General features: G+C 72.5%; 18 protein-coding genes. 6 read left to right on the top strand and 12 right to left on the bottom strand.

Translation table 11 applies throughout. The features are described 5' to 3' along the window. Positions 1 to 187: 187 nt before the first annotated feature. Positions 188 to 1,198, top strand: a complete 1,011-nt coding sequence (locus WME85_RS38675) for a tetratricopeptide repeat protein (protein WP_437828305.1) — start codon at positions 188 to 190, stop codon at positions 1,196 to 1,198. A 44-nt stretch (positions 1,199 to 1,242) separates the two neighbouring features. Here WME85_RS38675 and WME85_RS38680 read toward each other — a convergent pair whose 3' ends face one another. Beyond that, positions 1,243 to 1,575, bottom strand: a complete 333-nt coding sequence (locus WME85_RS38680) for a transcriptional regulator (protein ID WP_437828308.1) — start codon at positions 1,573 to 1,575, stop codon at positions 1,243 to 1,245. A 231-nt stretch (positions 1,576 to 1,806) separates the two neighbouring features. Here WME85_RS38680 and WME85_RS38685 point away from each other — a divergent pair, with 231 nt between their 5' ends. Together WME85_RS38685 and WME85_RS38690 are read left to right on the top strand one after the other, a co-directional pair. Continuing rightward, positions 1,807 to 4,443 carry an alpha/beta fold hydrolase gene (locus tag WME85_RS38685; RefSeq protein WP_437828310.1) on the top strand — a complete coding sequence of 879 codons (2,637 nt, stop codon included), beginning with the start codon at positions 1,807 to 1,809 and terminating at the stop codon, positions 4,441 to 4,443. 222 nt (positions 4,444 to 4,665) lie between these two features. Then, a complete protein-coding gene (locus WME85_RS38690; RefSeq protein WP_437828312.1) occupies positions 4,666 to 6,498 on the top strand; it encodes a hypothetical protein in 1,833 nt (610 codons plus the stop codon). A 14-nt stretch (positions 6,499 to 6,512) separates the two neighbouring features. Here WME85_RS38690 and WME85_RS38695 read toward each other — a convergent pair whose 3' ends face one another. Continuing rightward, positions 6,513 to 7,295 (bottom strand): class I SAM-dependent methyltransferase, encoded by a 783-nt coding sequence (locus WME85_RS38695; RefSeq protein WP_437828314.1) that lies wholly within the window; start codon positions 7,293 to 7,295, stop codon positions 6,513 to 6,515. A gap of 75 nt (positions 7,296 to 7,370) precedes the next feature. On the opposite strand from WME85_RS38695, the gene WME85_RS38700 reads away from it, so the two are divergent. Next, the gene (locus tag WME85_RS38700; protein WP_437828317.1) at positions 7,371 to 8,204 is read left to right on the top strand and encodes an AraC family transcriptional regulator; all 834 of its coding nucleotides are present in this window, start codon (positions 7,371 to 7,373) and stop codon (positions 8,202 to 8,204) included. Between the two features lie 130 nt (positions 8,205 to 8,334). Here WME85_RS38700 and WME85_RS38705 read toward each other — a convergent pair whose 3' ends face one another. Further along, entirely contained in the window at positions 8,335 to 9,219 is an 885-nt protein-coding gene (locus WME85_RS38705) for an OmpA family protein (RefSeq protein WP_437828320.1), read from the bottom strand. A gap of 270 nt (positions 9,220 to 9,489) precedes the next feature. On the opposite strand from WME85_RS38705, the gene WME85_RS38710 reads away from it, so the two are divergent. Together WME85_RS38710 and WME85_RS38715 are read left to right on the top strand one after the other, a co-directional pair. After that, the gene (locus WME85_RS38710; RefSeq protein ID WP_437828323.1) at positions 9,490 to 10,506 is read left to right on the top strand and encodes an isocitrate/isopropylmalate dehydrogenase family protein; all 1,017 of its coding nucleotides are present in this window, start codon (positions 9,490 to 9,492) and stop codon (positions 10,504 to 10,506) included. 24 nt (positions 10,507 to 10,530) lie between these two features. Continuing rightward, entirely contained in the window at positions 10,531 to 11,364 is an 834-nt protein-coding gene (locus WME85_RS38715; RefSeq protein WP_437828325.1) for a hypothetical protein, read from the top strand. Between the two features lie 32 nt (positions 11,365 to 11,396). Here the strand turns inward: WME85_RS38715 and WME85_RS38720 are convergent, their stop codons facing one another. The 9 genes from WME85_RS38720 to WME85_RS38760 all read right to left on the bottom strand — a co-directional run bounded on the left by WME85_RS38720 (position 11,397) and on the right by WME85_RS38760 (position 23,837). Next, positions 11,397 to 12,110 carry a hypothetical protein gene (locus WME85_RS38720; protein ID WP_437828326.1) on the bottom strand — a complete coding sequence of 238 codons (714 nt, stop codon included), beginning with the start codon at positions 12,108 to 12,110 and terminating at the stop codon, positions 11,397 to 11,399. Beyond that, positions 12,107 to 12,946, bottom strand: coding sequence for a Smr/MutS family protein (locus WME85_RS38725; protein ID WP_437828329.1), 840 nt, complete (start codon positions 12,944 to 12,946; stop codon positions 12,107 to 12,109). Before WME85_RS38725 ends, WME85_RS38720 begins: the two co-directional genes overlap by 4 nt. Then, a complete protein-coding gene (locus WME85_RS38730; RefSeq protein ID WP_437828331.1) occupies positions 12,867 to 13,238 on the bottom strand; it encodes a hypothetical protein in 372 nt (123 codons plus the stop codon). The genes WME85_RS38725 and WME85_RS38730 overlap by 80 nt, the downstream gene beginning before the upstream one ends. Positions 13,239 to 13,494: 256 nt before the next feature. Next, positions 13,495 to 13,863 (bottom strand): hypothetical protein, encoded by a 369-nt coding sequence (locus WME85_RS38735; RefSeq protein WP_437828333.1) that lies wholly within the window; start codon positions 13,861 to 13,863, stop codon positions 13,495 to 13,497. Between the two features lie 258 nt (positions 13,864 to 14,121). Next, positions 14,122 to 15,339 carry a serine hydrolase domain-containing protein gene (locus WME85_RS38740; RefSeq protein WP_437828335.1) on the bottom strand — a complete coding sequence of 406 codons (1,218 nt, stop codon included), beginning with the start codon at positions 15,337 to 15,339 and terminating at the stop codon, positions 14,122 to 14,124. Between the two features lie 308 nt (positions 15,340 to 15,647). Next, positions 15,648 to 16,973 (bottom strand): hypothetical protein, encoded by a 1,326-nt coding sequence (locus WME85_RS38745; RefSeq protein ID WP_437828337.1) that lies wholly within the window; start codon positions 16,971 to 16,973, stop codon positions 15,648 to 15,650. Between the two features lie 10 nt (positions 16,974 to 16,983). After that, complete coding sequence (locus WME85_RS38750; RefSeq protein WP_437828339.1) at positions 16,984 to 19,311, bottom strand: type VI secretion system Vgr family protein; 2,328 nt, start codon at positions 19,309 to 19,311, stop codon at positions 16,984 to 16,986. Positions 19,312 to 19,438: 127 nt separating this feature from the next. Further along, on the bottom strand, positions 19,439 to 19,825 hold the full coding sequence (locus WME85_RS38755) for a hypothetical protein (RefSeq protein ID WP_437828341.1): 387 nt from the start codon (positions 19,823 to 19,825) through the stop codon (positions 19,439 to 19,441). A 13-nt stretch (positions 19,826 to 19,838) separates the two neighbouring features. Beyond that, positions 19,839 to 23,837, bottom strand: coding sequence for a DUF6531 domain-containing protein (locus tag WME85_RS38760; protein ID WP_437828343.1), 3,999 nt, complete (start codon positions 23,835 to 23,837; stop codon positions 19,839 to 19,841). Between the last annotated feature and the right edge of the window lie 11 nt (positions 23,838 to 23,848).

Genomic DNA, 23,848 nt, shown 5'->3' on the forward strand with positions numbered 1-23,848 from the left:
CGCGTGTGAGCCGCCGCGCGCGGGCGCCGGAAAGGCCGTGTTCTCCGCGCGGTTCAGGGCAGGAATCGCCGCGTCCACCGTGGATTGCCCTGGTCCGCTGGGCGCGCGCGGCTATCTTCCGGCGCCATTCGGCTCGACGGGGCGCGCGACGTTTCGCGCCCCTGCGGGCGAGCCGCGAGGAGAGGACGTGTCACGGGTGCTGGAGCGCGCGGCGAGGCCCGCCGGGAGGTTCACGGAGCCGCGCGGCGCGGCGGCGCGGCGGCTCGCCGCCCTGGTGGCGATCGCCCTCGCCACGGCGGGGTGCGCGGCGCGTGGCGGCGACGCGCGCGACGCGCGCGGCGCGCAGACGGGAGCTCCGGCGCGCGCCGCGCAGGGAGGCGGCGCGCAGACGGGAGCTCCGGCGCGCGCCGCGCAGGGAGGCGGCGCGCGCGCGGCGAGGGCAGCGCAGCTCTTCCGGGAGGCGGAGTCGCTCGCGCGCCAGCGCCGCGTCATCGGCGTGCAGCTCTTCGTGCTCGACGAGGCCGCCATGGCGGGCGCGGCGGGCGAGCGCGGCGCGGCGCGGCGCGCTGCGCTCGAGGCGGAGGCGGCGCGGGTGCAGGCGAGGACCGCCGCGGCCTACGCCGCGCTCGTCGACGCGCCGGCGCTGCGCGCGGCGAGGCAGCGACCCGCGGCGCTCCTCGGGCTCGCGCGGGCGCTCCAGGACGGCGGGGATCTGCGCGGCGCCGAGGCGCGGCTGCGCCAGCTCGCCCTCGAGCACCCGGCGTCCAGCGAGGCGCCCGAGGCCCACCTCGCGCTGGCCGACCTGGCGTTCGCGGCGGGGCGCCTCGACGAGGCCGTGAGCGCCTGCGACGCCGCGCTCCGCGGCGCCGCGAGGGCGGGGCTGCGCAAGCGCGCGCTCTACGTGAAGTCGTGGAGCCTGCGGGGCCTCGGCGGCAGCGCCGCCACCGAGCAGGCGATGGAGGCGCTGCGCGCGATCGTGCGGCTCGGCCCCGCGCGCGCCGGCTCGCCGGAGGCGACGATCGACGAGGCCGCGGAGCGCGAGCTCGTCGAGCTCTACGCCGCGCACGGCGACCTCGATCAGGCGCGCGCGTTCTTCGCCCGCGCCGGCGACCGCGCGGGCCCGCGGCTGCTCGGCGAGGTCGAGGCGCGCGCGGCTCGGCGGCGGCGCCCCGGGCCCGTGGATCGGCCATCGCTGTGAGCGCGCCGGGGCGGCGCTCCCTCGCCGTCGCCCACGAGCGCGCCTCACCCGTCGCCGGCGTCGATCCGGAACCGCGGCGCCTCGATGCGCTCGCCCCGGCACGCCGGGCAGCGGCTCGGCTTCGCGAGCGAGCGCCGCTCGTCGAACGAGTAGCCGCACCGCAGGCAGTGCGCCGGCGCGACCGAGAGCCGCTCGCCGCGCGCGCGCAGCGAGCGCGCGAGGTGCTCGAGGTGCGGCGTCACGTCGCGCTCGCGCATCCCGAGGCGCGTGGAGAGCTCCCACGCGGTCGCCCCGCCCCTGCGGAGCTCCTCGAGGAGCGCCTGCCGCGCCGTCTCGGAGCGGGGCGCTGGGCTCGGCGGTGGCTTCGGATTGCTCATGGGTCGCAAGAGCGTGACACCCCGGCTGCGCCAGGCCAGAGCCGGCCGGCGCGGCGCGCCGGCGCGCCCCTCCACCGCCAGCGCACAAACGCGCCAGGACAGGCGCGCGCGAGGCCCGCGCCGCGCGCCGACGCGGCGCGGCCACGGACAGGACACGACAGGCGCGCGGGGCTCGCCCCGGAGATCGCGGCGCAGCGCGGCAGATCCCGCGCGGCCATTGCGCTGCCCGCGATGGGCACCGACAATGCCCCTCCGGAGAACAGCAGCGCCATGAGCCCGTGCCCGCCCGAAGACGCCCTGGCCGCCTGGATCGAGGGCCAGCTCCCGCACGAGGCTGCGACGAGCCTCCGCGGGCACGTGGACGGGTGCGCGGACTGCCGCGCGCTGATCTCCGCGCGCCCGAGAGAGAGCGACATCGGCGCCCCGCTCGCCCTGCCCTCCACGGTGCTGTACCTGGACGACGGCGACGAGCCGCCGCCGTCGTCCTCGGTCCCCTGGGCGCCGCCCTCCACCTTCGACGACTACCGCATGATCCGGCCGCTCGGCCGCGGGGGCATGGGGCAGGTGTACCTCGCCCACGACGAGGTCCTCGACCGGCCCGTCGCGCTCAAGTTCGTCGCCGCGGAGAGCCCCGATCCGAGGACGATCGAGCGGCTGCGCGTCGAGGCCCGCGCGATCGCGCGCCTCCAGCACCCCAACGTCGTCGCCGTCTTCCGGATCGGCGAGGTGCGCGGGCGGCCGTACATCGCCTACGAGTTCGTCGAGGGCGAGCCGCTCGAGCTGCTCCCCAAGCCGGTCCCGTGGCCGGCCGCGCTGCGCATCGCGCTCGGCCTCACCCGCGGCCTCGCCGCCGCGCACCGGCGGGGCGTCCTGCACCGCGACATCAAGCCCGCGAACGTGATGCTCGACGCGCGCGGCGAGGTGAAGCTGCTCGATTTCGGGCTCGCCAAGCTCGCCGACCAGCCCGGCGCCGGCCTCGACCTCGCCCGGCCCCGGGCGCCCATCGTCCCCGCCGCGCCCGCGTCCTGGGCGCCCTCGGATCCGTCGGCGGTGACGACCGCCATCCCCTTGGCGCCCGACGCGCTCGGCGCGCCCCCGAGCGTCAGCCTGACCGACGGCGCCATGATGATGGGCACGCCGCTCTACCTCGCGCCGGAGCTCTGGGCCGGAACCGCCGCCACGCCCCACTCCGACGTCTACGCGCTCGGGCTGGTCCTCTACGAGCTGTGCGCGGGCCGGCTGCCCCACGCGGGGCTCGAGGTGCACGCCATCGCCAGCTGGGTGACGGCGCGGGCGCTCCCGCCGCTGCGCTCGCTCTGCCCCGAGGTCCCGGAGATGCTGGCGGACGTCATCGACCGCTGCGTGGTGCGCGCGCCCGAGGCGCGCTTCGCGTCGGCCGAGGACGTGCAAGCCGCGCTCGAGGAGACCGAGGCGCTCTGCCGGGCGTTCCATATCGTGCGCGCCGTGGCGCCGCCGTCGGGGGCGGCGGGGCCGCAGGAGACGGACGCGGACGTCGTGCGCGCCTCGTTCGCGCGCCTCGCGTCGCGCGCCGAGGCGCTCGTCGCGCGCTTCTACGAGCGGCTCTTCGCCGGCGAGCCGGCGCTCCGCGCGCTGTTCCCGCCGGACATGCGCGAGCAGCGGCTCAAGCTCGCCGCGACGCTGCAGCTCGTGGTCGACAACCTGCGCGCGCCGGACAAGCTGCTCGAGCTGCTCGACGCGCTCGGGCGCCGGCACGCCGCCTACGCCGCGCTGCCCGAGCACTTCGACGCCGTGGGGCGCGCGCTGCTCGGGGCGCTGGAGGAGCTCGAGGGCGACGCGTGGACGCCCGCCACCGCGCGGGCATGGGCCGGCGCCTACGCGCAGCTCGCGGAGGCGATGCGGCGCGGGCTCGACGCCGCGCGGGAGGCGACGGTCTCGTCCATGCGGGCGCCCGCGCCGCAGCGCGCGGCGGAGACCCGCTTCGCCACGAGCGCCGACGCGAGCCTCGCCTACAAGACCGCGGGCGACGGGCCGGTCGATCTGGTGCTCGTCCAGGGGTGGGTGACGCACGTCGAGGCCGCGTGGGAGCACCCGCCGATGTCCCGGCTCTTCGCGGAGCTCAGCGCGTGGTCGCGGCTCATCGTGCTCGACCAGCGCGGCACCGGGATGAGCGAGCGCGAGGGCGCCGGCGCGCCGGCGGAGCAGCAGGCCGAGGACCTGCTCGCCGTGCTGGACGCGGCCGGGGTGCAGCGGGCGGCGCTGCTCGGCGTCGGCGCCGGGTTCGCGCCGTGCGCGCTGCTCGCGGCGGCGCACCCGGCGCGGGCGCGCGCGCTGGTCGCGATCGGGAGCGCGGCGCACATGGCCGCCTGGCCGGGGTGCCTCTTCGGCCTCACGGGGGCGGACGCCGACGAGGCCGAGCGGTCGCTGCGCAGCGGCTGGGGCGAGCCGCTGTTCCTCGATCGCCTCGCCCCGTCCGCGGCGGAGGACGCCGGGCTGCGCCGCTTCTGGGCCTCGTACCTGCGGCTCGGCGCGAGCCCGAGCGGGGCGGCGCGCATGCTCCGGGCCCACGCGGCGGCCGACCTCCGGCCCGCGCTGGGCCGGGTGAGCGCCCCGTCGCTGGTGCTGCACCGGGCCGGCGATCGGGCCGTGCCCGCGGCGGCCGGGCGCGATCTCGCCGGCCGCATCCGCGGCGCGCGGTACGTCGAGCTCCCGGGCGAGGACCACCTGCCGTTCGTCGGCGAGCCACGGCCGCTGCTCGCCGAGCTGCGGGCCTTCCTCGGCGCGGGCGCCGCCGGGGGGAGCCCCGTATCGAGCCTCATGTCTTCCCCGACAGTGGGCTCGACAGCGGGCCCGACACTGGGCTCGAGCGGCGCGGCCTCCGGCAGCTGACGCGCGCTCTCGTTCGCGGCCAAACCGTGAGTTGCCTCTCGGGCGCTCGCGCTCGACCCCAACCATGTTGAGCACCTCGCGGTGAGCCCGAGTTCGGCGAGCGGACGTCGCTGTATACGGTTTTACCCGACACCACTTGAGAGTTCTCCTTATCTCGCTGCCTTGTTGTTGAAATAAGGTCTCTTCCTTGCAGCAGCATGTGGTGGCCGCTAACTTCATTTGATGATCAGACGGACACGCGCGTTGACCTGCTGCGGCTGGGTCCTGGTCGGCGCGCTCGCGAGCTGCTCCGACGCGGAGCAGCGCCCTGCCCCCGCGACGTCGAGCGGCGCGGGCGAGGGCGGAGGCGGAGGCGTCCCCGTGGGCGCCGGCGGCGCGGGCGAAGGCGCGGGCGGCGCCGGCGGCGAGGTCGGCGGCGCGGGTAGCGCCGGCGGCGCCGGCGAGGGTGCCGGGGGCGCGGGCGGCGCCGGCTGTCCCGCCGGCGAGGAAGGCTGCCCGTGCGGGCCTGAAGACCGGTGCGACGGCGATCTCCGGTGCGTGGACAGCGTGTGTATCTCGGGCTGCGGCTGCGCCGATGGTTACGAGGTGGTCGACGGCGAGTGCGTCTGGAAGGGAGGCCCGCTGGACCCCTCGTTCCAGAGCGCGGATGGCAGCTCGGATGGCTGGAGCACCAGGGGCGCCGCGCTCGTCTCTCCCGAGGCCGAGGGCAACGGCAACCCGGGGGCCGGGGTCATCGGAACAGAGGCGGTGTGCGAGATGGCCGGCTTCTATCAGCAGCTCACGATGCCGGAGCTCGCGTGCGCCGAGCCGCTCCTCCTCACCTTCGCCGCGCACATCGGCTGCGACGCCATGGACTGCATCGGCCCCCCGGGGGTCGGGGTCCGGATCAACGGCGGTTTCAGCAACATCGATCTCATGCCCTCTTCGTCCTTCACCCCCCAGCGCGTGTGTCTGGGGGCGCGCGCCTACGGCGGGCCGATCGAGCTGCTCCTCGGGCCTTCCCGGCGCTCTCCCCTGTGCGATGAGGCGACCGGACAGGGCTACACGCTGGCGTTCGACGACGTCGCGATCCAGCCGGACGCAACGCACGAGTGCCCCGCGCCGGGGCAGGTGCTGAACGGCGACTTCGAGGCGGGGGACTCCGGCTGGACCGCGACCCAGGAGAGCGGCGTCTCCGAGGTCAAGAGCGGCCTTGGCGCGCGCAGCGGCCAGGGCGGGCACATCGCCACGACGTTCTTCTGCCAGTATCCCTCGCTCGAGGGCACGGTCTCGGCGCCCTTGCCCTCCGCCGCGCTGCCGCGCCCGGCGCTCCGCGTCTGGAGCCAGGGCAGCCCGGGCGCGATCGTCAACGTGATGTTGAGCACACACCAGCTCACGACCCTGAAGGGCACGGGCGAGGCGCAGGTCTCGCACCTCTGCTTGCCCCGGTGGGCGCTCGGCATGGCGCACCGGCTCGTGTTCGCCTACCGCAACCGGGGCAGCCAGCCGTGCACGGGCGAGAACAAGAGGGACTTCGCGGTGGACGACCTCGCGTTCGTCTCCGAGGAGCGCTGTCCCGAGGACGCGCCGCTCTTCGATCCCGGCTTCGAGAACGCCAGCTCTGACGCGAGCCTCGCGCCGACATGGGTCCTGAACGAGGACGACGCCACGGGCGGCACCGCCGCGCTCGCCGTCGATCCGGCGGTCGCGCGCTCCGGCGAGGTCTCGCTCTCGCTGTCCGTGCGGAAGCCGTGCCGGGAGCCCACGGCCTCCACCGTGTTCACGGTCCCCGAGCCCGACGGAGCGGCCGGCCCGGCGCTGAAGTTCTGGTACCGCACGAGCGCCCTGACCGCGGCGACCGCCTCCTCCATGCCCGGCGCCGCCCTGCCGCCCAGCGAGCGCTGGACCCAGCGGACGATCTGCCTGGATCCGCGCACGGCGGGCAGGCCGCAGCACCTCTCCTTCAAGATCGGAGCCAGCGGCGTCTGTGACGATCCGCTCGACAACGAGACGCTGTACGTCGACGACGTCGAGGTGACGACCGACACCTCCTGCCCGGCCGCACCGGTCCCCTGATCCGGAGCGCGCGCTCAGCCTCGCTTGCGCCCCACCACGATGACGATCGGATACGCGAAGTGGAGCTCGTCCCCCCGGAGCTCTGCGCCCACGCCGAGCGCGTCGACGCCCACGTCAGCGCGGTAGAGCGCCCGCAGCCGGTCCGCCCCGCCGGGCTCCGGGAAGGAGGCCTGGAGCGCCGTCTCGAGCTCCACCTCGAGCCGGTAGCGCACGGTCCTCTCGATCTCGAGGCCCGCCGCGTCGAACAGGGCGACGAGCTCGCGCTCGGTGACCGCGCGCGCATGGGACGGGTCGCGGATCTTCTCCGCGCGGTCGTACGCGTCCCGCTTGTCCTCCGCGGGGGCCACGTCGATCACGGCGACTCGCCCGCTCTTCTGGCACACGCGGGCCATCTCGCGCAGCGTCACGAGCGGATCCAGCAGGTGATGGAAGCTGTAGCGCGTCGTGACGAGGCGATAGCTCTCGTCCGGGTAGGGCAGGCGGCTCGCGTCGCCGAGCTCCCACGCGACGTTGGAGAGGCCGAGCTTCGCCTGCCGCTCGCGCGCCTCGTCCAGCATCGCAGGGACGATGTCGAGCCCCCGCACGCTCGCCACGCGCGGCGCCAGCGCGCACGCGACGATGCCCGGCCCGCACGCGACGTCGAGGGCCGTGTCGCCCGGCGCCGGGGAGAGCGCGTCGAGCAAGAGCTCCATCGCGGCCGCCGCCGAATGGGCCCGCACCTCGGCGAACGGCCTCGCCTGGCGGGTGAACTGTTCCTGTATGAGCGCATCGTGCTCGGTGGGATTGTGCTGGGTCATGGGCTCGAGGGTGGACGAGCTCGGGCTGGACGGCTGCCGACGGAAGGACAAAGATCGTCGCCGAGAGGCCATCCCGTGCACCCCCGCGCCCTGACCCCGGCGGAGACCGCCGATCGCCTCGTGCTGCTCGGGCTCGATCAGTCTCGGGCGCGCGCGTTCGCCTACGAGGACGATCTGCGGGGAGCCGCCTACGCCTGGCACACGCACGAGCGTCACCAGCTGCTCTATCCCCTCGTCGGCACGGCGCGCCTCGACGTCGACGACGCCTCCTTCCTGCTCCCCCCGCAGCGCGCCGCGCTCATCCCCGCGGGCGAGCGGCACGCGACCAGCTGTCGCGACGCGTCGGTCATCTCGATCTACTTCGACCCCGTGGCGTTCCCCTGCAGCGTCGCGGCGGTGAGGATCTTCGAGATCCCCGCGCTCCTGCGCGAGATGGTGATCTACGCGCGGCGGTGGCCCGTCGCGCGCCGCCCGGACGACGCCACGGCCAACACGTTCTTCGCGGCGATGGCGGACATCCTCGCGCCGCTCCTCGATCGCGGCGCCACCTACCGGCTGCCTCGCGGCAGGACGCGGCCCGTGCAGCGGGCGATCGAGTGCGCGCTCCGCGACGTCGCCAGCGCCGATCTCTCGCAGGCCGCGGCGTTCGCCGGGGCGACCGAGCGGACCTTGCGGCGGCGGTTCCGCGAGGAGACCGGCGTCACGTGGCGCGCCTTCATCACGCGCGCGCGCGTGCTCCGGGCGATCGATCTGCTCACCAGCCCGGGCGCCAGCGTCACGCGCGTCGCGCTCGACGTCGGCTTTCAGAGCCTCGGCGCGTTCGCCGCCGCGTTCCGCGCCGTGACCGGCCAGACGCCGAGCGAGTTCCGCCGGGCCGCTGGATCCACGCCGGGCGACGACGAGCGATGACCAGCGATGACCAGCGATGAAGGGGGAGATGGCCTGAGCCTGCCTGGCGGCGCGGGCGCAGCCCCGCGGCGGGCTCGGGTCCGGCCCGCGGCGCGCGCCGCTCTCGGGGCGAGCGCCGCGCCCGGCGGGGTTACTGCGCGATCGCCTTGAGGTCGAGCATCTCCTCGACGCTCGGGACCACGATGAGGTCGCACCGGCGGTTCTTGCGGCGGCCGTCGTCGGTGTCGTTCGTCGCGACCGGGTCGGTCTCCGCGAAGCCCGCGGCGCTCCACTTCGCGACCGGGAGCGCGCCCCCGCCGCCCTTGACGTCGGCCGGGCTGACCAGGAACAGCAGCACCTCGCGGGCGCGCATCAGCGACAGGCCCCAGTTGTCGCGGAACTGGCCGCCCGCGAGCGGCTTGTTGTCGGTGTGGCCGGCGACCTGGTAGTAGCGCTGGAGCAGCGACGGGTCGTTCCGGACGACCGTCGCCACCTTGAGCAGGATATCCTTCCCCTCCTTCTTCAGCGTCTCGCGCCCGGAGTCGAAGAGGACGTCGCCCGGCAGCGAGATGACCATCCGGTTGTTCCGGATGTTCACCGCCAGGCCGAGCTTCGTGAGCTCGTCCAGCTTCTTCCGGAGCGTCTCGAAGCGCGCCTTGATCTGCTCCAGCTGGCGGGCGCGCGCCTTGAACTCCGCGAGCGCCTTCTCGCGCTCCTCCAGCGTCGAGCTCAGCTGCGACACCTGCGTGCTCGTCGCCTGCAGGTTCTCGTTCAGCTTGCTGATGTCGACGCCGGCCGCCTCGAGCTGCTTCGTCAGCTCCGCGACCTTCGCCTGCTCCACCTCGAGCGCCTTCTGGGTCTCGGCGAGGCGGCTCTCCGTCGACTGCTGCTGGCTCTGAAGGCGGTTGTACTTGTCGAGCTGGGCCTTCCACTCCTCCTCGGAGTACCCGCACCCCAGCAGCGAGAACGACGCGATCACGGCAGGCAAGAAGGCCGCGAAAGCGGAGAGGCGACCTTTCAAGACACGAGGGTGCATGAGCACGCTCCTTCACTTCCAGTGGGTGAACATGGGCCGGGTCGATGGGCTCGACCTGCGCCCGGTTCCAGGTGACAGCGGCCCGTCAGGCCGTGCGGAGGCGTACCGTAGCGAGGTCGCGCCCGATTGTAAAAGCCGCATTGATCACCCGCCCCCACCCGCCCCCCTGCGCGCCGTCCGCCTCGCGCCCGCTGCGGTGGGCGCCTGTTCGCGCGCGGCGGGCTCGCTTGCCGTTGTTCGCGCCGTCGCACACCTGCTATGGGAGCGACCATGGCCTATCGCATCACGCTGATCCCGGGCGACGGCATCGGACCGGAGGTCGTGACGGCGACTCAGGACGTGATCTCCGCGGCTGGCGTCGCGGTCGACTGGGAGATCCACCATGCGGGGATCGAGGTCGCGAAGCTGACCGGCTCGCCGCTCCCGCTCCCGGTCATCGAGGCCGTGCGAAAGAACCGGGTCGCCCTGAAGGGCCCGGTCACCACCCCGATCGGCGGCGGGTTCCGCTCGGTCAACGTCACGCTCCGCCAGACGCTCGACCTCTACGCGAACGTGCGGCCGATCCGCAGCCTGCCCAACGTCGAGCCGCGGTTCGACGTCGACATGGTCATCGTGCGCGAGAACACCGAGGGGCTCTACGCCGGGCTCGAGCTCATGATCCTGCCCGGCGTGGCCCAGAGCATCAAGCTCACGACCGAGCGCAGCTCGACGCGCATCGCCGAGTTCGCGTTCCGGTACGCGAAGCAGCACGGCCGGAGCAAGGTGACGATCGTCCACAAGGCGAACATCATGAAGCTGTCGGACGGGCTCGCGCTCGACTGCGCGCGGCGCGTCGCCGTGCGGCACCCCGAGGTCCACCTCGGCGAGATGATCGTCGACGCGGCGGCCATGACCATGGTCCGCGACCCGAACAAGCTCGGCGTGCTCGTCACGGAGAACCTGTACGGCGACATCCTCTCGGACCTGGGCGCGGGCCTGGTCGGCGGGCTCGGCATCGTGCCCGGCGCGAACATCGGCGACGAGGCGGCGGTCTTCGAGGCGGTGCACGGGTCGGCGCCGGACATCGCGGGCAAGGGCTACGCGAACCCGACGGCGCTCGTGCAGAGCGCGGTGATGATGCTGCGGCACCTCGGCGAGCACGAGGCGGGCGATCGGATCGAGCGCGCGCTGACGGAGGTCTACCGGTCGGGGCAGGTGCGCACGCGCGACCTGGGCGGCGCCGCGAGCACCGACGACTTCACGCGGGCGCTCTGCGCGGCGATCGAAAGGCCTCGCGCGGAGGCGTAGCCGGGGGCATCCTGATCCCCGGACGTGGGATCTGCCTGGACGTGGCTGCTCGAGCGGTGCGCCGAGGTCGTCGGCGCGACGGACGGGGCTGCCGGCTCCGCGGGCGGCGCGCGGCGCCGGCGCCGCCTGCAGGTCTTCCTCGCGCTCTCGCTGGTCGTCACGGCGAGCCTCGTCCTCCGCGGCGTCTGGGGCGCGCGGGGCCTGCTCCCCGCGATCGCGCTCTTCGCGCTCTCGGTGCAGGCGTCGCGCGCCGTCCTCGACGCGCGCGCGGCGGTGTGGCGCGCCGCCGCCCTCGACCTCGAGGATCCCGCGCAGCGGCCGGGCGAGCGCGCCGATTCGTGGTTCTCGCCGCCGACGGCGAGGGTCCTGCGCGCGCTGGCCGACGTGATCGACGCCGCGCGCCGCGAGCGCTACGCGATCGCGCTGGAGCGCCTCCCGTACGTCGACCGGGGCGCGCTCCGGCCCGACGAGGTGCGGCTGCTCGACGCGGCGCGGGCGCTGCTCTCGCTCGGCCTCGGCGATCCGGCGCGCGCCGCGCAGCAGGCGATCGTCGCGCTGCCGACGGGGATCGACGCCATCGACGCGCGGCTCGGCCGGGTGGTGCTCGCCGACGCCTGGAAGAGCCCTGCGCGGCTCGAGGCGATCGATCGCGCGTGGCGGAGGGAGCTCCAGGCCGGCGTGACGTCCGAGGCGCTGGAGCGCCTCCTGTCGCTGTCGCGCCTGCGCCTCGTGCCCCACGCGCTGGAGGCGCTCAGGCCCGCCGACGCGCGCGAGCTGTCGGCGGAGGCGTGGTCGATCGGCGAGGAGGAGCTCGCCGCCGCGCTCGAGTCGCGCGCGCGGAGCGGCGTCTACCGCTGAGCCTGCGCAGCAGGGCAGCGGCGCTGCCGCGTTCAGGGCAGCGGCTCGCGCGGGATGGCTGGCGCGACCTCGCGCTCCAGGCGGACGCCGGCGAGCGAGATCTCGACCACCGCGGCGAGCCGCTCGGCGACGAGCCGCTCGGCGGAGGGCCCCGCGGCGCGCGTCTCGGCGATGAAGGCGAAGCAGCGCCGGCCGGAGCCGCCGAAGGCGACCGCGAAGCCCTCGATGGGCGCGCCCGGCGGGGCGTCGGCGACGCCGATCTCCACGATGGTGTCGAAGCCCTCGGGCACGTCGATCCGGCGCTCCACGGCGGTGAGGCTGCGATCCGGGCGCGGCAGGTCGCGCCAGAGCCGCGCGCGCGCCTCGCACGCGGCCCGGCTCGCGCGGCCGTCCTCTCGCCACGTGCGCACGAGCAGCGACGTCGACGATGCGGCGTGGGTCGCGACGAGCCAGGGGCCCTCGCCGTCCTCGACGCGGAAGCCGCGCGCGTCGGGCAGCGGGAGCCGGAGATCGAAGCGCTCCGAGCGGTACTCGCCGCGCTGGCCCTCGCCGAGCGTGGACGGCGGCGGCGCGGGCGGGGCCGCCGTCGGGGGCGGCGGGGGCGGCGCGGCGGGGGACGGCGCGCACGCGGGCAGCAGGGCGAGCAGCGCGAGGGCGGGCCAGCGGACGAGGCGCTTCGCGGGCGTGGCCGGGCGCCGCGCGCGCCCGGGCGCCCCGGCGAGATCGGCGCGCGTCGACGGCTTCATCGCGCGAGCAGCACGAGCAGGGCGCCGGCGCCGCCCTCGCCGTCCGGGGCCGTCGCGAACGCGGCGACGTGGCGGGCGACGCGGCCGTGGCTGAGCCACGCGGCGATCTCGCCGCGGAGCACGGCGTGGCCGCCGGGCGAGTGGCTGCCCTTGCCGTGAATGATGGCGACGACGCGGTCGCCGTCGCGCTGGCGCTTGCAGACGAACGCCTCGACGGCCTCGCGCGCCGCCTCGAGCCGCAGGCCGTGCAGATCGAGGGTGCCGTCGACGGCGTAGCGGGCGCGGCGGAGCCGCCTGAGCTCGCGCGGGTCGACGTCGAGCCGCCTGCCCTCGATGCGCTCGCTGTCGTCCGTGATCTCGAACTTGATCCCGTCGATGACGAGCGAGCGCATGCGCGAGCGCGCGTCCTCGTCCGGATCGGACGCGATCGTCGGCAGGGCGGCCCGCTCGACGCGGCTCGCGGTGACCGGGATCCGGTTCACGCGGTCCTCGAGCACGCGGACGCCCGCCATGTAGATGGCGAAGGTCTCGGGGTCGACGGGCCGCGGCGCCGGCTCGACGCTCGCCCGCGCCGCGCTGGCGCCCGGGGGCGCCTTCGCGCTCGCGCTGGCGACCGGGGGCGCCTTCGCGCTCGCCTTTCCTCCGGTCGCTGTCGCGGTCGCCTTCGCCTTCCCCTCGGGCGCCGCGGCGGGCGCGCCGGCCTTGGGCTTGGGCTTGGTCAGCTGCCGGAGCGCGGAGAACGGCTGGTAGAACGCCTCACTCGCCTTGCGTGCCGCCGCCTTCGCGGGGCTCTGCGCCGCTCTCGGGTCTCGTTCGCGCTTCGCGCTCTTCGCCATCCCCCAGAACATCGCTCGCGAGACCGCGGAGCGCAAACCGGACGGCCTCGATGCCGGCGAGCTGCCCGTCCTCGAAGTGCCAGTCGGGGTCGTCGAGGTCGGGGAAGTCGTGCGGGTTGCGGATGTCCTCGGCCGTGAGGGTGGGGAGGAGGCGCCGCGCGAGGTCGATGACCTTGGCCCGCTGCGCCTCCTCCATGGCCGCGAGGAGCTCGAAGACGCGCTGGAAGAGCTCGGCAGGCGAGAGGGGAAGAGCCTGCGGGGCGCCGGGGCGGGCTGCGTCGGGGGAGCGCATCGGGCGCAGGGTACTTCATCCGCCTGGCGCCGCCGCGTCCCGAGCGCGGCGCGTCGCCGGCGAGCTCGGCGGCGCGCGGGCCTCACCCGCCGGTGAGGCGCGGGCCCCGGGGTGCTGCGCCGGGCGCGAGGGCTCGACGTCGCCCCCTTTCACCCATGAGGCTCCCTCCGCTGGCCGCTCCGTGGAGGTCTGACCATCGCGGGCGGCGCGAGGAGCGGAGGCCCGCCCCGCCCCCGGCGCCGCTCCCAGTTCAAGGTCAGCGATGGTCGGCGAGGCTCACGAGCGGCATGGGGAGGTCCCCTCTCGGCGTGGCCTCGGAGCTCCGATGGCCGTCGTAAGGGCCGTACGGGTTGAAGGGCCCGTAGGGCCTGAACGGCCTGAAGGGCCGGAAGTGCCCATACGGCCGGTAGGGCCTGAACGGCTGGAAGTGTCCATACGGCCGGAAGTGCCCATGATACGGGATATCGTCAGGGGGGATCCGGGCGTCGGCGAGGGCCGAGCTCGTTGTTTCCTCGACGATCACGAGTTCCTGGATCGGTGTTGTGGTCTCTGCTGCGGCGAGCTGCGCGGTGCCGATGGCCATCCCGAACAGCGCCAGCGCACCGAGCGCTTTCACCAGCTTCATCACGGACTCCTTTCGCGATGCGAGCGGCCTGCCGGGTTTCATCCCGCAGGCTGCGTCCCTGGTGATGCAATCGAGAGGCCGTTCGCAGCGCACCGACGGTGCTGCGCGCGCGGGCGTCGATTCCCGATAAACCCCGGATCCGCGGCGCGCCCTGCCAGCGCCGCATCGCGTGTGCAGGCGGTGGACAGCGCGCGGCCCTCGCGGTGTTTTCGTGAGCGCGCGCTCGTGTCGGAATCGAGGCGACCGGCCCCGCGCGGTTCAGGGCATTATCAGGACGTTCGACAGATCATCGACAATCGTGCCGGCGTCGCCGCTCTCGAGGTTGACGAGCACGGTGATAGAAGCGTCGCTGTCGATTGCGTAATAAGACGACGACGTGAAGCCCCAGATGCTGCCGTCGTGTCCGTACTGGACGCCGAGCGATGATTCACGGCGCGACAGGCCGAGGCCGTATCCGTTGACCTCGCCGAGCGGCGCGTCCACCCACGTGGTCATCTCTGCGAGCTCGGCGGGGCCGAGGAGCGTGCCGTCGAGCAGCTTGCGGTAGAAGCTCGTGAGATCGCTCGTGGTCGAGACGAGCGCGCCCGCCGTGCCGGCCGCGGACGGGTCGACCGCGGAGGTCGTGTCGACGAGCTCCCCTCGGCTCCGCCCGTAGCCGTGCACGAGGCCGGGCAGGGCCGGCTCGGCGCCGTCGAGGTAGGTGTGCGCGAGCTCCGCCGGCTCGAGGACGCGCTTGCGGAGCAGCTCGCCGACGGGCTCCCCCGAGGCCGCCTCGATGAGCAGGCCAGCGATGATGTAATTCGTATTCGAGTAGGCGAACCCCTGCCCCGGCTCGAAATACGGCGGCTTCGACGCGACGATCTCGATGAGCTCCGCGGGCGTCCACGTGCGCGTCGGGTCCTCGAGGGCCGCGGCCCAGAACGCGTCGCTCTCGGTGAAGTCGAAGAGCCCGCTCGTGTGGTTCAAGATCTGCCGCACGGAGATCTGCTCGCCGCGGGGGACGCCGTCCACGTACCTGGAGACAGCGTCGTCGAGCGACAGCCGTCCTTCCGCGCGGAGCATCAGCGCCAGGGCGGCGACGAAGGTCTTGGTGATGCTCCCGACGCGGAAGAGATCACCCGGCTGCATCGCCAGATCGGCCTCTGCGTCGGCCACGCCGGCGGCGCCGAGCCAGCTGCACCCGCCGACGTGGACGGCGGCGGCCACGCCGGGGAGTCGCTGGGCTTCCATGGCCCCGTCGAGCGCGCCCTGGAGCGTGGCCGAGAGCTCGTCGCAGCTGGGGGCGGGCGCGTCGCCAGCGCCGCCAGCGCCGTCTGCGCCGCCGGGCCCAGCGCCCCCGACTCCATCGCTCCCGCCGCTGTTGCCGTGCGCATCGGTCACGCGGTCGGCCGGCGCGGGGGAGGCGCTGCTACACCCGGTGAGCAGAACGACGCCGGCGCAAGCAAGGAGTGCGGTCCGCCGAAGAACACGGCTCATCGATCAGATCTCCATGGTTCCCCCCACGAGGATCACTGCTGCGCTCCGCCGCGCTGCTCCCGAGAGGCCCCCGGGGCGGATCGGCGAAGGGCGCGCATCAAGACGCGAGAGATCCGACCGTGTCAACCTGCGCGCACGGCGGGAGTGCTCTCCGCTACACGATTGCCAGTGAAGCCAGCCATGATCGGCTCTGGCGCAGTAGGCCGCGCTACTTCAGCCTTCGACTCAAGGATGCCGATGAGGTCTTCGCACTCCCAGGAACCCGTACCGCTCTCGGGAGCCTCACCTCGATGAGAGCGCTCTCGCTCTCACGCCGAGGCTTCCTTGACCGTCGTGCCGAGCCGCAGCACACGCTGCTCCGTGGCGAGCGCTTCCACCGGCCTCCCGACCTTCCGCAGGAGCTCTGCAAGCGCGACCCCCACGGCAGCGTACGAGGTCGTCCTCCGCACGCCGGGGTCGAGCGACTCGGCGAACGCGAGCGCGTCCTCCCACGTCCGCTTCGCCAGCGCGGGCTGACCTTCCAGGCGCGAGCACTCGCCGTGCATGCGCATCGCCTCGAGCACGAGCGCCGGCGCCTCCTCGCCCAGGCGCGCGACCTCCGCATACGCTTCGCGCGCTTCGGCCAGGCGTTTTGCTGCGAGGAGGACGCCCGCCTCTCCCAGCGCCGCGTGAGCCCCGAGCAGCCGGTGCCCGGCGGCGAGCGCTAGCGCCTTGCCCTGGCGAAAGGCGGCGAGCGCGGCGCGCGGGTCACCCGCCGCGGTCGCGGCGCTGCCCAGCGCGATCGATGCTGCGGCTTCCTCCTGCCCGAGGCCGCTCAGATGGCAGAGCATGCGCGCGGCCCGCAGCTTGCGCACCGCCAGCTTGAAGGCGCCGTCCTGCATCGCCTTGCCACCGTCGAGCAGCAGCCGGCGCAAGGAAGCGCCAGCGTCTTCCGAGGCGATCTTCCGGCCGAGGGCCCGCTCCACCGCGTCCTTCTGCTGGGGAGCCAGCTTCGGCTGGCGTTCCGCGGACGGTGGCGCGCCACCGCCCCCGATCTGCTTCAAGGAATCGAGCAGCGCCGCCTGATCGATCTCGAACCTGGCGCTGCCGGGGAGCAGCGCGTCGATATCGCTGCCGGGCACGTCGAGCACGGCGAGGCGCAGCGTGGTTCCGTTCGACACCGCCACGAGGCGCGCGATCAGATCGCGGTACGCCGCTGCATGGTCGACGCGGGCGGGCGCGAGCACCACGACGAGGCCGGCGAGCACGCCGGCTGCGGTCCGCCCGGCTTCCACGAGGCGCCGCCGCAGCGCGCCTACGTCGATGGGCCCCGTCGACGGAGCGAGCGGCGGGAGCACCACCCCATCTTCCGCGAGCCCCTCTCGAAGCGTGGCGAGGTCTCGGTCGAGCCGCTCGGCGATCGCCTCGACGTAAGCCGCTTCCCCGGTGAAGGGCGCCTCGACCACCACGAAGGGGTGCCGGTTGTCCGGCTGCCACTCCATCCACCGGAGCGTCTTCAGCCAGTCTCTCCGATCTGCCGGGCCTGTCCTGACGCGCAGCGCGTTCGGCCCGCTCCGCTCGTGACCGGGCGGCGGAGACCAGAACGCCTGCCACTCTCTCCGGAAGCGGTGCGCCGCGAGCGTGATCGGGTCCACGGCGGCGACCTCAGTTCACCTTCACGACGCTGCCCGTGATGTCCACGGTGCCCCCGGCGATCTTGATGGCGCCGCCGGTGATCTCGACGCCCCCCGCGGAGATCTTGATGGCGCTGCCCCCGCCCGAGAGCACGATCTCGCCTGCCGCTGTCGCTGTGATGATCGCGCCCTGCAGGGTGACCGGTCCGGTCGCCACGGCGCTCAGCACGGTGGAGTTGATCCCCGCCACGGTGGTCGCGTTGATCGTGGTGACCGTGCTGTTGATGGTCATCATCGTCGCATTGACCGTCTCCACCGGCGTGTTCAGCGTGTGCCGGGCCGCCGCGTTCACGGTCATCGGGGACGTCACCGAGAGGTCCAGGGTCGCACCGACCGTCTCCGTCTTTGCGGCGGTCACGGTGACCGTTTGTGGCCCATTCACCGTGTACGTCTCCGGGCCGGTGCTCACCTCGTGCGGGCCGGTCACCGTGACCTTGCGGTCCGCGGTCACGGTCATCTCCTGTCCGCTCGTGATCGTGAGGGTCTGGCGCCCGCCGACGGTGATGCGCTCGTCCCCGTCCACGGATTCCTCGTTCTTGCCCCCCACGTGGGCCTTCCGGTTCGAGCCCGTCTCCTCGGAGCGGTTCACTTTCACGGTCGAGGTCGAGTCGTTGGTCACCGTCTCGCTGCGGTTGTTGCCGACGTCGGTGTTCATGTCCTTGCCGGCCGAGAGCTTGATCTGCTCCTTGCCGGCGGTGTCGTCGAAGGACAGCTCGTTGTGCGTCTTGCCGCCCGGGCTCGACATCGACTTGAAGGTGCTCACGGTCGCCGCGCCCTTGCCGGCGGCGGGCGGCTTCTGCACCCCGTTGTAGACGCGCCCCGTGACGAGGGGTCGATCCGGATCGCCGTCGATGAACTCGACGACGACCTCGGTCCCCACGCGCGGGTGGAAGACCGCGCCGCCGCCCGCGCCGGCGAAGCTCTGGCTGACGCGGACCCAGCAGCTCGCGGGCTCTTTCCGGTGCCGTTCCACCTCGGTGTCCCAATGGAACTTGAGCCGCACGCACCCGTTCTCGTTGCCCGCGGGCCCTCCGACGTGGATCTCGGCGCCGCGCGCGCTCGGCTCGTCCACGACGAGCGCCGTCTGGGAGCCGTGGATCCGCGGCTTCTGGGTGCGCCGCGCGGGCCGGAACCTCGACTCCTCCACGCGCCCGGCGGTGCCGCGGCGCGCGCACTCCACGCGCGCCCAGAACGGCGCGCCATCCGGGGTACCGGGGTCCCTTCGCACGCCGAAGCCGCCCGCGAGCTCCCCCTCGGCGGCGCCGCGAAGCTCGGCGCGGGTGACGAGGTACTCGCCGTCGTAGCGGTCCACCGGGTGATCCAGCGCGAAGAGGGTGCCCGCGCCGAGGAGCCGGCAGGCCCCTTCGGCCGTGGCGAAGCGCGCCTCGGTCTGGAGCCGCTCGAGCAGCGCCCGCGCGATCGGCTTGCCTTGTTTGGGCGCGTCGGCGTACCGGCCGGGGTACTCCGCCACGAAGAGGTCGCCGTCACCGGCGCTCGCCTCGGCCGCCATGTCGAGGTTCGGCTTCTCCCAGTTGTAATCCGTCAGCCTGACCCGCGTCGGGCGCAGGCGGCTGCCGAGACGGACGTTGTCCAGGTGGCGTCCGATCGTGTGGGGCGTGAGCGGGTCGAACGGCGAGAGCTTGAAGCGGCCTTGATCGCTGTCGGACAGCACCAGCACGACGGAGCGGTCCGTGTGCTCGAAATGATACGAGATGCCGTCCTCTTCGAGCAGGCGGGCGATGAAGTCGAAGTCGCTCTCTTCGTACTGCACGCAATAGGGCCGCGTGTTGGGGTCGTCGAGCCGCCCCGGGTCGCGCATGCGAAAGGCGAACGTCTCGCCGGGCGTCACGAACGGGTCGGCTGGTTCTGCTGCGCCTTGTGGCGGATCTCCGGGCTGCATCCGCGAATCGCCACTGAGGACCGCCTGGAGGATCTGGCGTGTCGTCTTGTTCAGGAAGATGCGGCTCCGGCGGCGGTGCATGGCGCGGACGAGCGGCGGCATGAGCACGACCTCGTAGGTCATGCCGAGGACCGAGGGCCCCAGCTCGACCGCCTCGACGATGAGCCCGTGGACGAAGCGGAGCGGCGGCTCGGCGCCAGTCAGGATGCGCAGGGTCGCGAGCTTGCCGGCGAGGTCGGCCGGGTCGACCTCATCGTCCTGCCCGCGAGCCTGCAGGGTGATCCGCGCCTGGTACGGCGTGCTCAGGGCGTCTTCGATGACGAAGCCGACGACGTGGAGGTGGTTCCATGACGGGCCGCCGCCGTCCCAGTGGAACGTGAAATCTATTTGTTGCAGCATCGTTCGTTCGAATCTTCCTTGTGGCAGCCACCACAATTTTCAACGTATCGAGCTACAGCGCGCAATGCCCCCCCGATGCAGCATCAGCGACCGGACCACCGCCTCATGGAGGGAAATTCGGCGATGGCTAGCCCTTCGTAGTCCAGCCATCTGGAGGCCATGCATCTGCCATCCCCTCATCCAGCGACATACCTTGCTCTCTCAAAAATTCATCGAACTTCTTAAAAAAAGTGTGCACATTATCACACGACGGATCGACAAACTCAACATACCCTGCCCAACCAAGATTCATTCGACTCGTTGACGCACTTGCGAGCCACTTCCCGAACGACTCAAGCAGCGCCGACTCGCCAGCCCCAAACTCCGGAATACCCAAGTCGATCCGAGCCTGCGTGTACCCCAAAATATAAGTCTCCAGCGTTCTAACCGAATTGTTTCCGAGATACATACCCGGACGCTGGCGCACACACCGAAGAAACGGCAACAGCCACGGCTCATCAACCTTGAACGGCATACTCCCTCCAGATTCAGAACACTGTCTCTGTGATACCAACACCAGGCTTACCGAACAACAGGTCCCCGCCCAAATCTTTGATAAATTCCTGATACGAAATCCCTTGTGGCCTCAAATTGTCGAAGACCATATCCCCTACACGAATAGCCCGATGCGGCTGCCCAATATCACCGAGACGGCCAACAGCATCCGAATAGACTAGCATTCGAGGCGGCACCTGTATTTCGATCAAGCTTCCAGAAATTCCCTTATTCTGAAGCGATTTCTGCAGTCGCGCAGCAAATTCAAAGCACTTTCCATAGACCTTTACCTTCGAGGAGATACGCGCTGCCAGCTTACGTGCCACATCAGAGCACGACGTGAGCCCTAGAGGATCCAGCCACGCCAGCACATCTTTTACATAACCGTACTGCGCCACACCTCCATTGAGCCTGACTGGGTCCTGACTGATATACCTCCCGCACTCTGGATCGTAGTACCTGAACCTGTTGTAATACAGCCCCGTCTCCGCATCCTCATACTGCCCCGGATACCTCCACGGACACTCCGTCGCCTTCGCGGCGAGCTCCTCCCGTGGCACCCCGTACAGGTCGAGCTGCGCCTTCCACGCCACCTGCCCCGCCTCGGTCATGAGCATCGCTGTGGTGCCGAGGTGGTCGATGACTACGCTGTACCGCTTTCTCCCCTCAAACTTCGCGACCGGCGCGAACGCCCCTGGCTCGAAGATCCACGTCACCAGCGGCTCCAGCGTCCCATCCGCCCTCCGGACGCGCTCGTGCACGAGGTCGTCCCCATCCCAGACGTACTCGGTGGCAGCCCCATCGAACTCCTTCCGCACGCGCCGCCCCAGCGCGTCGTACGCGAACGCCACCCTCTTGCCGTCCGGCCGCTCAACCTCCCGCAGCCGCCCTGCCGGATCCCACCGGTACGTCCACCGGCTCCCATCCGCGAGCCGCTTCTCGATCAGGTTCCCCGCCCCGTCATGCCGGTACTCGGTCCCTCCCGCCCGCAGCAGCACGCCCCCGCGCCCGTAGACCCGATCCTTCCGGTCCGCGCTCCGGAACAGGTTGCTCACCGCGTCGCTCTGCCGGTGCTGCGTCGTCCCGTCCGGGAACAGCGCCGCGATCAGGTGCCCCCGCGGATCGTGCGTGAACCGCGTCGCACCCTTCTGCGTATCGATGAGCGCCGCGATCTGCTCCGGCCCTTCCCACTGGTACCCCACGCGCATCACGTCGGTCCCCGCGCTCGACGCCTTCGCCCCGGTGAGCACGTGCTGCAGCGCCGGCCTCCCGAACGCGTCGCGCTTCCACGCCGCGACCACCCCTCCCGGGAGCCGCCGCGCGAGCTCCAGCCCGAGCGGGTCGCGCTCGATCCTCATCTCCCAGTCCGACATCTCCAGCAGCGGCAGCTTCAAGCTCACGATCGCCGGCGACAGCAGTCGCGAGCTCGGCCCTGCCCGCACGCCGGCCAGCTCCCCCGCCTTGTTCCACGCGTACTCGGCGCGATGTCCCAGATCGGTCTGCCGCTCGACCCGCAAGCCCGCATCGTTGTACCGGCTCTCCACCTCGTAGCGCGCCTCGCCAACCTCTCGCCGCTCGCGGACCACCTGCCCCACCCCGTCGCGCTCCAGCACTACGTTCACGTCGCCCGACCGCGCCTCCACGAGCTCGCCCAGCGCGCTGTACGCGAACGTCTCCTCCAGCGGCGCGTCCCCGCCGAGCGGCGCGCTCAGCGTCCTCCTCGTGATCCTCCCGAGCGCGTCGCGCTCGATCTGCGTCACGCTGTAGTCCGGCCCCAGCACGCGCAGCGTCCGCCCGGCCTTGTCGTACAGGTACCGGTGCCTGCGCCCGTCGAAGCCGATCTCCGCCTCGACGCGCCCCGCTCGATCCAGCTCGAACCGGTACTGCTCGCCGTGCTGGTTCTCCACCGCGACGAGGTCCTCTTCCTTGTCGTAGTGCAACCGCACCGTGTACTTCATCGGATCGGTGTGCTCCACGAGCCGGTTCATGCCGGCGTACCGCATCACCACCCGCCGCCCCAGCGCGTCCACCTCCTCGACGACGTTGCCCTCGGCGTCCCGCGCCATCGACAGCCGCTCGCCGTCCGCGCGCTCCAGGTGCGTGATGCGCCCCAGCTTGTCTCGCGCCGCGCGCGATACCCGCCCGCCCGCGTCGACCACCTTCACGAGCCGCCCCCGCGCGTCGTGCTCGAAGCGCGTCGTCCGCGCCTCGCCGTCGGTCATCTCGGCGAGGTCGTGCCGCGACGTCCAGCGCATCCGTGCCCGCCGCCCCGCCGAGTCGTCCAGGCCCGCCAGCCGCCCTTGCTCGTCGTGTGCGTACCATGTGACAGCCCCCGCCGGGTTGCGCGCCCACACCGGCTTGCCACGCGCGTCGTACGCAGCTGCCCACTCTCCGCCCGCCGCATCGACGAGCCGCACGAGCTGGTCCTCTCGGTCGTACTCCATCCGCGTCTCGTGCCCGAGCGGATCGCGGTGCAGCACGCAGTTCCCCCGCGCGTCGTACTCCCATGCGCTCCAGTTCCCGAGCCCATCGGTCTCCGACGTCTTCCGGCAGTACGCATCCCACGCGTACTCGGTCACGGCGCCCATTGGATCCACCATCCTGTCGACGAGCCCCAGCGCGTTCCCCCAGTACTGCGTGATCCCGCCGCGCCCGTCCTCCACCGACGTGAAGTGCCGGTGCTCGTCGTAGGTGATGCGGCGATCGTAGATGCCCCCGTCCCCCCAGGTGCGCACGCACCACCCCTCCGGGTGGTACCAGTTCCACGCGAAGTGGAAGGAGAGCCCGCCCTTGCGGGTCTCCTTGACCATCACCCCGCCGCGGTACTCGTACCGCAGCGCGTGCCCGAGCGGATCCGTCGCTGCCGACAACCGACCTTCCGCGTCGAAGCTGTAGCGGACGAGCGGCTCGCCCTCGAAGTACACCCCCTCCATGCGCCCTTCCCGCGTCCACCGCACCTCGAGCACGCGGCCCGCCGTGTCCACCACCTCCCGCAGGAACCCGCGCTCGTACTTCAGCACGACCGCATTCCCCGACCGGTCAACGAGCCGCGACAGCACGAACCGCCGCGACCCCGCGGGCTTCGTGTACACCGCGCGCAACCCGTCCGCGCCGCGCTTCTCGTACCCGCCGTCCGTGCGCGTCAGCGTGTACCGGTCCTCGCCGTCCCAGTCCGAGGCCCCCACGCGCAGCGGCGGGTGCTCCTTCGGCCGCCCGTCTGCGAGCCGCAGCACCACCCCGCTCGCCGTCTCCTCCACGCTCTCCTCGAACGGGTGGCTCCATCCGGCGCCGAGCGTCCCCTCGTCGGTCTGCCGGCTCCGGTAGTTGCGCTCCCACACGATCGGGATCATCCCCGGCAGCTCGAAATCCACTGCCTCCGCGATGAGCTCGCCGGTCATCACGTCCACCGGGTGCCCTGTCAAAAAACAGATCACCTTGCTGCGCCACGAGCCCTTCGTCGCCCCGGTGAGCGCGTGCAGCTTGTTCGACACCCACTTCGTCCGGATCGCCTGCGTCGCCGCCGCCGCGAAGTCCACCGCCTCGGGTCCGCCGATCACCACCGGCGCCCCCATCGGCACCGCGAGGCACACGCTCGTCGGCAGGTTGATCGGGAAGTTACAGCTCATCACGATGGACGTCGTCCGGCTCTGGCTCGAGCCCTCGAAGTCGACCGTCTTGGAGCCCGTGATCAAAGTCCCGTCGTTGCCAGGGATATCGTTCGGCGCGAAGGACACGCCCGGCGGCGTGGGGAAATGCGGCACTCCCTTCACCTCGGTGCCCGTGTTCCCGACGGGCATGCCATTGACGCGCACCGCGCCCCCTCCGCCGAAGACAGCCCCCATCACGGCGCTCATCGCCGCGCCCATCGGATCGAACACCACACCGATGAACGGGTGCGGCAGCGGCGTCGGCACAGGCCCGGCGGGCGTCGGCACCATCACCATGTGAATGTCGATGCCGAGGACGGGATCACCCCACTTCGCTGCGATCATTGTCAAACCTC

The organism is Sorangium sp. So ce1153 (assembly GCF_051521595.1).
Taxonomy (GTDB): domain Bacteria; phylum Myxococcota_A; class Polyangia; order Polyangiales; family Polyangiaceae; genus Sorangium.

What these genes read in the sequence shown, in the direction of transcription:
- WME85_RS38680 (WP_437828308.1), bottom strand. Translation starts at nt 1,575, where the DNA reads ATGAGCAATCCGAAGCCACCGCCGAGCCCAGCGCCCCGCTCCGAGACG.
- WME85_RS38685 (WP_437828310.1), top strand. Translation starts at nt 1,807, where the DNA reads ATGGGCACCGACAATGCCCCTCCGGAGAACAGCAGCGCCATGAGCCCG.
- WME85_RS38690 (WP_437828312.1), top strand. Translation starts at nt 4,666, where the DNA reads ATGATCAGACGGACACGCGCGTTGACCTGCTGCGGCTGGGTCCTGGTC.
- WME85_RS38695 (WP_437828314.1), bottom strand. Translation starts at nt 7,295, where the DNA reads ATGACCCAGCACAATCCCACCGAGCACGATGCGCTCATACAGGAACAG.
- WME85_RS38705 (WP_437828320.1), bottom strand. Translation starts at nt 9,219, where the DNA reads ATGCACCCTCGTGTCTTGAAAGGTCGCCTCTCCGCTTTCGCGGCCTTC.
- WME85_RS38710 (WP_437828323.1), top strand. Translation starts at nt 9,490, where the DNA reads ATGGCCTATCGCATCACGCTGATCCCGGGCGACGGCATCGGACCGGAG.
- WME85_RS38720 (WP_437828326.1), bottom strand. Translation starts at nt 12,110, where the DNA reads ATGAAGCCGTCGACGCGCGCCGATCTCGCCGGGGCGCCCGGGCGCGCG.
- WME85_RS38725 (WP_437828329.1), bottom strand. Translation starts at nt 12,946, where the DNA reads ATGGCGAAGAGCGCGAAGCGCGAACGAGACCCGAGAGCGGCGCAGAGC.
- WME85_RS38730 (WP_437828331.1), bottom strand. Translation starts at nt 13,238, where the DNA reads ATGCGCTCCCCCGACGCAGCCCGCCCCGGCGCCCCGCAGGCTCTTCCC.
- WME85_RS38735 (WP_437828333.1), bottom strand. Translation starts at nt 13,863, where the DNA reads ATGAAGCTGGTGAAAGCGCTCGGTGCGCTGGCGCTGTTCGGGATGGCC.
- WME85_RS38740 (WP_437828335.1), bottom strand. Translation starts at nt 15,339, where the DNA reads ATGAGCCGTGTTCTTCGGCGGACCGCACTCCTTGCTTGCGCCGGCGTC.
- WME85_RS38750 (WP_437828339.1), bottom strand. Translation starts at nt 19,311, where the DNA reads ATGCTGCAACAAATAGATTTCACGTTCCACTGGGACGGCGGCGGCCCG.
- WME85_RS38755 (WP_437828341.1), bottom strand. Translation starts at nt 19,825, where the DNA reads ATGCCGTTCAAGGTTGATGAGCCGTGGCTGTTGCCGTTTCTTCGGTGT.
- WME85_RS38760 (WP_437828343.1), bottom strand. Translation starts at nt 23,837, where the DNA reads ATGATCGCAGCGAAGTGGGGTGATCCCGTCCTCGGCATCGACATTCAC.